The sequence below is a fragment of the Paracoccus onubensis genome, assembly GCF_003591515.1.
Taxonomy (GTDB): Bacteria; Pseudomonadota; Alphaproteobacteria; order Rhodobacterales; family Rhodobacteraceae; genus Paracoccus; species Paracoccus onubensis.
The window spans coordinates 1-7,670 of the sequence record NZ_QZCG01000030.1; the positions used below are offsets into that span (position 1 = coordinate 1).

At 59.9% G+C, this 7,670-nt stretch carries 9 protein-coding genes; 7 read left to right on the forward strand and 2 right to left on the reverse strand.

Annotated features, from left to right (window positions below; translation table 11 throughout):
* The 4 genes from D3P04_RS22840 to D3P04_RS22855 form a co-directional block, all read left to right on the forward strand.
* On the forward strand, positions 1 to 1,103 hold a 1,103-nt coding region (locus D3P04_RS22840), incomplete at its 5' end, for a UDP-N-acetylmuramoyl-tripeptide--D-alanyl-D-alanine ligase (RefSeq protein WP_147391983.1).
* A gap of 3 nt (positions 1,104 to 1,106) precedes the next feature.
* Positions 1,107 to 2,189: a phospho-N-acetylmuramoyl-pentapeptide-transferase gene (gene mraY, locus D3P04_RS22845; RefSeq protein WP_119752194.1), complete on the forward strand. Its 1,083-nt coding sequence runs from the start codon at positions 1,107 to 1,109 to the stop codon at positions 2,187 to 2,189.
* Between the two features lie 73 nt (positions 2,190 to 2,262).
* Positions 2,263 to 3,690: a UDP-N-acetylmuramoyl-L-alanine--D-glutamate ligase gene (gene murD / locus D3P04_RS22850; protein WP_119752195.1), complete on the forward strand. Its 1,428-nt coding sequence runs from the start codon at positions 2,263 to 2,265 to the stop codon at positions 3,688 to 3,690.
* Between the two features lie 95 nt (positions 3,691 to 3,785).
* Positions 3,786 to 4,094 (forward strand): carboxymuconolactone decarboxylase family protein, encoded by a 309-nt coding sequence (locus tag D3P04_RS22855; RefSeq protein WP_182912978.1) that lies wholly within the window; start codon positions 3,786 to 3,788, stop codon positions 4,092 to 4,094.
* On the opposite strand, the gene D3P04_RS22860 is transcribed toward D3P04_RS22855, so the two are convergent.
* On the reverse strand, positions 4,063 to 4,632 hold the full coding sequence (locus D3P04_RS22860) for a hypothetical protein (RefSeq protein WP_119752196.1): 570 nt from the start codon (positions 4,630 to 4,632) through the stop codon (positions 4,063 to 4,065). The two genes, D3P04_RS22855 and D3P04_RS22860, sit on opposite strands and share 32 nt — an antisense overlap.
* An 80-nt stretch (positions 4,633 to 4,712) precedes the next feature.
* Positions 4,713 to 5,498 (reverse strand): enoyl-CoA hydratase, encoded by a 786-nt coding sequence (locus tag D3P04_RS22865; RefSeq protein WP_119752197.1) that lies wholly within the window; start codon positions 5,496 to 5,498, stop codon positions 4,713 to 4,715.
* Positions 5,499 to 5,554: 56 nt separating this feature from the next.
* Here D3P04_RS22865 and D3P04_RS22870 point away from each other — a divergent pair, with 56 nt between their 5' ends.
* From D3P04_RS22870 to rpsI, 3 genes are all read left to right on the forward strand, one after another.
* A complete protein-coding gene (locus D3P04_RS22870; RefSeq protein ID WP_119752198.1) occupies positions 5,555 to 5,989 on the forward strand; it encodes a PaaI family thioesterase in 435 nt (144 codons plus the stop codon).
* Between the two features lie 141 nt (positions 5,990 to 6,130).
* Positions 6,131 to 6,595, forward strand: coding sequence for a 50S ribosomal protein L13 (gene rplM / locus D3P04_RS22875; RefSeq protein WP_119752199.1), 465 nt, complete (start codon positions 6,131 to 6,133; stop codon positions 6,593 to 6,595).
* 2 nt (positions 6,596 to 6,597) lie between these two features.
* Complete coding sequence (gene rpsI, locus D3P04_RS22880) at positions 6,598 to 7,113, forward strand: 30S ribosomal protein S9 (RefSeq protein ID WP_119752200.1); 516 nt, start codon at positions 6,598 to 6,600, stop codon at positions 7,111 to 7,113.
* The last annotated feature ends 557 nt before the right edge of the window (positions 7,114 to 7,670 follow it).

Sequence of the window (7,670 nt, forward strand, 5' to 3'; positions counted from 1 at the left end):
CGGGCAGGGCGCGCATGCATGGCAAGGTCATTGCCATTACCGGGTCGGTCGGCAAGACGTCGACCAAGGATATGGCCCGCGCGGCACTGACCGGACAGGGTCGGATTCATGCGGCGGAGGCCAGCTATAACAATCATTGGGGCGTTCCGCTCACCCTGGCGCGGATGCCGCGCGACACGGATTTCGCGGTTATCGAGATCGGGATGAATCGCCCGGGTGAAATCGCCCCATTGTCCCGCATGGCCCGTGCGCATGTCGCGATGATCACCACGGTCGCCGCGGCGCATCTGGAGGCATTCGGCGCCATCGAGGGGATCGCGCATGAGAAGGGCGCGATTTTCGAAGGGCTGACGGCGATCGGCACGGCGATCATTCCCGAAGACCTTCCGGTCACGCAGATTCTGCGCGATTGCGCCGATGCTGCCGGAGCCATCGTCATAGGTTTCGGCCGTGACGGCACGGCGCGACTGATACAGGCGAGCCCCGCGGGCGACAGCCTGAAATGCCGCGCGAGGATTGCCGGGGAGGTGATTGAATTCACGCTGCTGACGACCGGTGCGCATTTCGCGCTGAATGCCGTGGGCGTGCTTGCCGCACTGGCTGCGGCGGGGGCGGATCTCCGCGAAGCCGCCCGCCGGATCGGAGACTGGCTGCCGCCAAAAGGGCGCGGCGCGGTCGAGCAGCTGGGCGATATCCGCCTGATCGATGATGCGTTCAACGCCAACCCCACCTCGCTAAGCGCGGGGCTTGCGATGCTGGCGGGATTGCAGGGTGGTCGGCGCGTGGCGATCCTTGGTGACATGCTGGAGCTTGGCCCGGACGAGGTCGAATTGCATCGGGCCGTTGCCGACGATCCCGCGATGGGTTCCGTCGATCTGGTTCATGCGGCAGGCACGCTGATGCGGAACCTGTACGATGCCCTGCCCGCCGCGAAACGCGGCATCTGGGCCGGGAATGCGGCAGAGCTGGCGGCGCGTGCTGCTGAATTGGTCGCGCCCGGCGATATCGTGCTGGTCAAGGGATCGAAATCCTCGAAAGTGTCGGCTGTGGTTGACGCCCTCCGGCAATCAGGGCAAAGGCCTGCGCCACAGGACGAGAGGTAAGAGATGCTCTATTGGCTGAGCACATTTTCCGAAGGGGGCGACCTCTTCAATCTGTTCCGATATATCACATTCCGCGCAGGTGCCGCATTTTTTACTGCACTGATTTTCGGCTTCATTTTCGGCAGTCCGCTGATCAGCTATCTGCGGAAGATGCAGAAGAAAGGCCAGCCGATCCGCGATGACGGCCCCGAGGGCCATCTGGTCAAGGCCGGCACTCCGACCATGGGCGGTATCTTGATCCTGTCGGCGCTGTTCGTCTCGACCCTGCTCTGGGCGCGGCTGGACAATGGCTATGTCTGGATCGTCCTGCTGGTGACGGCGGGATATGCGGCGATCGGTTTCGCCGATGATTACGCCAAGGTCAGCAAGCACAACACCAAAGGGGTCTCGGGCCGGCTGCGGATGACGCTGGGGCTGTCGCTGGCCTTTGTCGCAAGCGCCTGGGCAATGTGGCTGCACCCTGCGGACCTGACCGGCCAACTGGCCTTGCCCGTCTTCAAGGACGTGTTGATCAATCTGGGCGTGTTCTTCGTCCCCTTCGCCATGATCGTGATCGTCGGCGCCGCCAATGCGGTGAACCTGACCGACGGTCTGGACGGTCTGGCCATCATGCCGGTGATGATTGCTGCCGGCACGCTTGGCGTTATCGCCTATACCGTCGGCAGGGCGGATTTCACGGAATATCTGGGCGTCCACCGCGTTCCCGGCACGGGCGAGATCCTGATCTTCGTGGCGGCTCTGATCGGTGGAGGGCTGGGCTTCCTGTGGTACAATGCCCCCCCGGCTGCCGTTTTCATGGGCGATACCGGCTCGCTTGCATTGGGCGGCGCACTTGGCGCGATCGCCGTGGTCACCAAGCACGAAATCGTTCTGGCCATTGTCGGCGGCCTTTTCGTCGTCGAGGCGCTCAGCGTCATCATTCAGGTGCTGTATTTCAAGCGCACCGGCAAGCGGGTCTTCCTGATGGCTCCGATTCACCATCATTTCGAGAAGAAAGGCTGGGGTGAAGCCCAGATCGTGATCCGTTTCTGGATCATCGCATTGGTCCTTGCACTGATCGGGCTGGCCACCCTAAAACTTCGCTGACGGTTTCTTCTTCATCCAAATATCCCCGGGTCCGGGGCAGCGCCCCCGGCCTGCATTGCAGAAGGCAGCAAGAATGATCCCCGTTCAGGGCGTTGAAAATCTGACCATCGCCGTTCTTGGTCTTGGCCGCTCGGGCAAGGCGACGGCCGCGGCTCTGGCAGCGGGCGGAGCGAATGTCGTCGCGTGGGACGACGGGGCCGATACGCGCGAAGCGGCGCAGGCTGAAGGCATGACCATCATCGATCTGAACCGTGACGAGGCGTGGCATGGCGTGGCCGGGCTGATTACGTCTCCGGGCATTCCGCATCTATATCCGCATCCTCATCCGGTCATTGCCAGGGCCTATATGCTTGGGGTGCCGGTGGATAACGATATCGGTCTGTTCTTCCGCAGTTATGCAACTTCGGATTTCGGTGAGTTCGACCGCATTCCCAAAGTCATTGCGGTGACCGGGTCGAACGGGAAATCCACGACGACCGCCTTGATTTATCATATCCTGCGGGAATGCGGGCGTCCGTCGCAGATGGGCGGGAATATCGGGACGGGTGTCCTGTCCCTTGAGCCCGCGCAGGATGGCGAGGTCGTGGTGCTGGAACTGTCCAGCTATCAGACCGATCTGGCGCGGGCACTGACGCCGGATGTCGCCGTCTTCACCAATCTGAGCCCGGATCATCTGGACCGCCACGGCGGGACCGGCGGATATTTCGCGGCGAAGCGACGGCTTTTCGCAGAGGGCGGACCGGACCGCGCCGTGATCGGGGTGGACGAGCCGGAAGGGCTTTATCTCGCCGGGCAATTGGCGACCGCGCCTTCGGATGATCGGGTGATCCGGGTCTCTGCCGGTCAAAAGCTGGATCATGCCGCATGGTCTGTCTTTGCGCGCAAGGGGTTCCTGGCCGAGTACCGCAAGGGGCGGCAGATTGCCTCGATAGATTTACGGGATATCGATGGCTTGCCCGGCGCGCATAACCATCAGAATGCCTGCGCCGCCTATGCCGCCTGCCGCGCGGTCGGGCTTGCCCCGCGTGATATCGAGGCGGCATTTCACAGCTTCAGGGGGCTTCCGCATCGAAGTCAGTTGGTCGCCGAGATCGGCGGTGTCCGTTATGTCAACGATTCCAAGGCCACGAATATTGATGCCGCCGCCAAAGCGCTGCAGGCATTCCGGCATGTCCGGTGGATCGCCGGGGGATTGGGGAAAGAAGGCGGTATCGCTGCGGTGGCACCATATCTGGAACATGTGAAGAAAGCGTATCTGATCGGCCATTCAGCGCGGGACTTCGCTTTGGAGATCGGGCAGACTCCTTATGAAATCTCGGGTACGATGGATGAGGCTGTCGCCCATGCCAGTGTCGAGGCCGAACCCGGCGATACGGTGCTGCTGGCTCCTGCCGCGGCCAGTTTTGATCAATACCCGAATTTCGAGAAACGGGGCGAGCATTTCACGGCGTTGGTCCGGGATTTGCAGACGGGAAGCGCCCGAAGGGATTCGGGGAAATAGCCTTATCCGCATGTAACGTCACCGCCCCGGCGTTCGAACCGCACTGCGCGCAAGCAATGACGCTTGGCAGAAGCGATAAGGACAAGGGCATTCCCATGTATGATATGAAGAATATGGCCAAGCTCGGGCAACTGGGCAAGAATGCAGGTAACGATATCTGGAAAAAATTCGGCGCTTTGAACGAAGCGGTCATGGCTGATGGAGTCATACCGGTAAAATACAAGGAACTGATTGCCGTGGCGGTCGCCCTGACGACGCAATGCAGCTATTGTCTGGAGATCCATAAAGGAAAGGCTCGTCAGGCCGGAGCAAGCGACGAGGAGCTTGCCCAGACGGTGTTCATCGCCGCGATGCTACGGGCAGGTGGCGCGGTTACCCATGGAAGCCATTTGATCGATGACTGACGGGACGCGGTGCGGCTCTGCGTGACGTCACGGCCTGACGGATGACGACTGCGGCACCGGCAAGCAATCCGATCAGCCCTCCGAGATAGCTGAAATCATGCATCATTCCGGCGCGTGCGAAGGAAACGGGATCGGTAACCTCACGGCCGACCATCCAGGACGGCAGATTTCCGTCCTGAATGGTCAGAAAACCGATGGCCAATCCTGTGAGCCCGATCAGCAGAGTGACCCCGATTACGGTCAGGGCCGCAAGCAGAAATGCACGGGCGAATTCCCTGATGCCCCGGACGGTTAGGGCTAATAGACAGATCGGTACGCCGATGACGATGCCCATCCACCAGGAGGCAAGCCAGCCGACGATGGCTGCGCCCAGGCGGTTTTGCAGACCTGGCGCGATGTTGAACTGGATGAATTTGAATTCATGAAAATATCCCGCCGAGACGGTATAGGAAATCTGATCATGCAGGGCGCCGTAAATGCCGGCCATGATGCAGGCGGCCCCGATCAGAACTGGCGCGAGAAGCAGCTTGTTCATCATGGGTTTTCAATCACGACCCGTCGACGGTCTGATATTCCCGTATATATATGGTGGGCGATCCGAAGAGGCGGGCTCATGCATCAGTTCCAGTCCGGTTTTCGCTTTTCGAGAAAGGCGTTGATGCCCTCATTCGTGTCGGGCAGCATCATGTTTTCGCACATGGTCGAGCCTGCCCCCTCATAGGCGGCAGCCAATCCAAGGCGAAGCTGCTCGTGAAAGGCGCGTTTGCCCATGCGGATCGCCGCAGGCAGTTTCGAGGCGATCAGGCGGGCCATCTCCATGGTGGTCGCGGTCAGTTGATCCGCAGGAACGACCCGGTTGACCAGCCCCAGCTCACAGGCCCGATCCGCCAGAATGAATTCACCGGTGGTCAGCATCTCGAATGCCGCTTTGGGCGGCACGACGCGCGTCAATGCAACCATCGGGGTCGAGCAGAACAGGCCGATATTCACCCCGTTCACGCCGAAGCGCACATCTTCCGCCGCGACCGCAAGATCGCAGGAGGCGACCAATTGGCAGCCTGCGGCGGTGGCGATTCCCTGCACCTCGGCGATGACCGGCTGGGGCAGGGCGGGCAGCATCTGCATCATGCCCGAACAGCGCCCGAACAGACGCTCATATGCCCGGCGTCCGGCATCTTCGTCGTGGCGGGCTTCCTGCATCTGGCGAAGATCGTGTCCCGCCGAAAACGCCTTTCCCGTCGCGGTAAGGATGACGGCGCGGATATTGTCATCCTCTTCGATCGCCCGAAACGACTCGGACAGGGCGTCGATCATCTCGAGAGACAGCGCGTTGTAATTCGCAGGGCTGTTCAGCACCAACCGCGCCACATGATCGGTATCTTCGCGCAAGACGAGGTCCGGCATCTTGATCTCTCCTTCGTTTACGAAGAGCGTAAGGCGCAAATGGTCAGGGGGGAAGTATGGATATCGTGATGGATGCGGATGCGCTGAACGCATTCCTTGCCCGCGAGTTTCCGCAGGTCGCTGCGGATTACCGGGTCGGGCGGGTCGATGCCGGCGGGCTGGAGGCGCGGCTGACGGTCAGCGATGCAAATCTGCGGCCGGGCGGCACCGTCAGCGGGCCTTCGATTTTCGCGCTTGCCGATCTGGCGATCTATTGTGCGATTCTGGCGCGGATCGGTCCGGTCGCGCTGGCGGTGACGACGAATGCCTCGATCGATTTCATGCGCAAGCCCGAAGCGGGAAAGGATCTGGTCGCGCAGGTGCGGCTGCTGAAGCTGGGGCGCGTGCTGGCCGTGGCCGAGGCGCTTATCTATTCTGACGGCGGGGTTGAGCCGGTGGCCCGCTGCTCGATGACCTATTCGATTCCGCCGAAAAGACAGGATTCTGTATAGTTATAGCGGGGTATTTTGATACCTATTTAATAAATAATTGATTTTATTTGTAAAAATATAGTTCCTGGGCGTTGACTGCAGCACGGTAATTCTGGATAAGCCCACATCTCGAATTTGAACACGACCCCAAAGGGACGAGCAATGAAAACCTTTACCGCGAAACCGGCGGATATCGAGAAGAAATGGATCCTGATCGACGCCGAGGGCGTTGTTCTGGGCCGTCTTGCCTCGATCGTCGCCAATCGCCTGCGCGGCAAGCACAAGCCAAGCTTCACGCCGCATATGGATATGGGCGATAATGTCATCATCATCAATGCCGATAAGGTGCAGTTGACCGGCAACAAGCGCCGCGACAAGACCTATTACTGGCATACCGGCCATCCGGGCGGGATCAAGAACCGCACGGCGGCGCAACTGCTTGAGGGTGCACATCCCGAGCGCGTGGTGATCAAGGCCGTTGAGCGCATGATCAACCGCAACAAGCTGGGCAAGCAGCAGATGACCAATCTGCGCGTCTATGCGGGGGCCGAGCATCCGCATGAGGCGCAACAGCCCGAAGTTCTGGACGTCAAGTCCATGAACGCCAAGAACACCCGGAGCGCGTGATTATGGCTGAAGACATCAAATCTCTTGACGAACTGAAGTCGGCCGTTTCGGGAACTCCGGCAGCTGAAGTCAGTGAAAGTGAAGCGGCGCCGGAAGCGGTCGCCATCAAGCGCGATCCGCAGCGCGATGAGTTGGGCCGTGCCTATGCGACCGGCAAACGAAAGGACGCGGTTGCCCGTGTCTGGGTCAAGCCGGGTTCGGGTAAGGTTCTGGTGAACGGCAAGGACATCAACGAATATTTCGCCCGTCCGGTGCTGCAGATGATCCTGCGTCAGCCTTTCGACGTGGCCGGCGTGGCCGGGCAGTATGACGTGCAGGCAACCGTCAAGGGCGGCGGCCTGTCGGGGCAGGCGGGTGCCGTGAAGCATGGCATCAGTCAGGCGCTGCAATTGCATGAACCCAGCCTGCGCGCGGCGTTGAAGGCTGCGGGCTTCCTGACCCGCGATTCGCGCGTCGTCGAGCGGAAGAAATACGGTAAAGCCAAGGCGCGCCGCAGCTTCCAGTTCTCGAAACGCTGATATCGTCTACGAGGCATTCGAAAAAAGGCGCGGTCCGAGAGGATCGCGCCTTTTGCGTTTTGCGCTTACCATTTGAGGTAATGCGACAAGACATCTGGCCGAATCTGCCCCGCATTGCAGGGGAATCGCGGCGAGAATCGCTCCTTTGGACATGCAACCTCGGCTAGGGGTGAATCTCATGTGCTGTAAGGCGAGGATTTATGTCATGGAAGTAACATAAATTAATCATGTTATTTCAATTAATTAATCCAAATCTTGGTGAATCTCGATTTTTCCCTCTTGCGGGTCCGGTTCACAAGCCGTAGATACCCCTTCACCGAACAGCGGCAACGTTGCTTCGGTGAGGCGGATGGCCCAGCTGGAAGCTTCGAACAGAATTCGGGAATGAACGACCGGTAGGGGCGTCGCGAAAATGGCGCATCTTCCGTGATTTTGTTTCCTTTGCTTTTTGACATTTGTGGTTATTAACTGAAGAGATATGCGGGCGGTTTGGCTTTTAGTCGACGGATCTTTGCATATCGGCCTATTAGCTTTCGGGCGATGATATAGGTGTCAGC

Coding starts and splice junctions, on each gene's coding strand:
- mraY (WP_119752194.1), top strand. CDS start 1,107: ATGCTCTATTGGCTGAGCACATTTTCCGAAGGGGGCGACCTCTTCAAT.
- murD (WP_119752195.1), top strand. CDS start 2,263: ATGATCCCCGTTCAGGGCGTTGAAAATCTGACCATCGCCGTTCTTGGT.
- D3P04_RS22855 (WP_182912978.1), top strand. CDS start 3,786: ATGTATGATATGAAGAATATGGCCAAGCTCGGGCAACTGGGCAAGAAT.
- D3P04_RS22860 (WP_119752196.1), bottom strand. CDS start 4,632: ATGATGAACAAGCTGCTTCTCGCGCCAGTTCTGATCGGGGCCGCCTGC.
- D3P04_RS22865 (WP_119752197.1), bottom strand. CDS start 5,498: ATGCCGGACCTCGTCTTGCGCGAAGATACCGATCATGTGGCGCGGTTG.
- D3P04_RS22870 (WP_119752198.1), top strand. CDS start 5,555: ATGGATATCGTGATGGATGCGGATGCGCTGAACGCATTCCTTGCCCGC.
- rplM (WP_119752199.1), top strand. CDS start 6,131: ATGAAAACCTTTACCGCGAAACCGGCGGATATCGAGAAGAAATGGATC.
- rpsI (WP_119752200.1), top strand. CDS start 6,598: ATGGCTGAAGACATCAAATCTCTTGACGAACTGAAGTCGGCCGTTTCG.